We start from the raw sequence: 368 nt of genomic DNA on the forward strand, positions 1-368 counted from the left end.
ATCCACTTGATCGAGGCCTCGATCCAGACATTCATGAAGCAATCGTCGCTTTGCAAGAAGATCGCGGCGGTGCCTGGCATCGGTCCGATTACCGCCACGGCCATCGTCGCCGCGATTGGCGATGCCCAGCAGTTCCGTAATGGTCGGCATTTGGCGGCATGGCTGGGCCTCGTGCCCAGACAGTATTCATCCGGAGGCAAACCGCGCCTGCAGGGCATCAGTCGGCGTGGCGACACCTATCTGCGAACCTTATTCATCCATGGCGCACGGGCCGTGCTCCGCTACGTGAAAGCGAAGACCGATCCGCAAAGCCTCTGGCTACAGGAGATGATTGCACGACGGGGATACAACTGCACCGCCGTCGCGCT

Annotated in this window: 1 protein-coding gene; it reads left to right on the top strand. The window is 60.6% G+C overall.

Annotated elements, in window-relative coordinates; all coding sequences use genetic code 11:
* A partial coding sequence (locus ACV229_RS40785) for a transposase (RefSeq protein ID WP_448088689.1) occupies window positions 1–368 on the top strand: 368 nt, incomplete at both ends.

The sequence above is a fragment of the Burkholderia sp. MR1-5-21 genome, assembly GCF_053427715.1.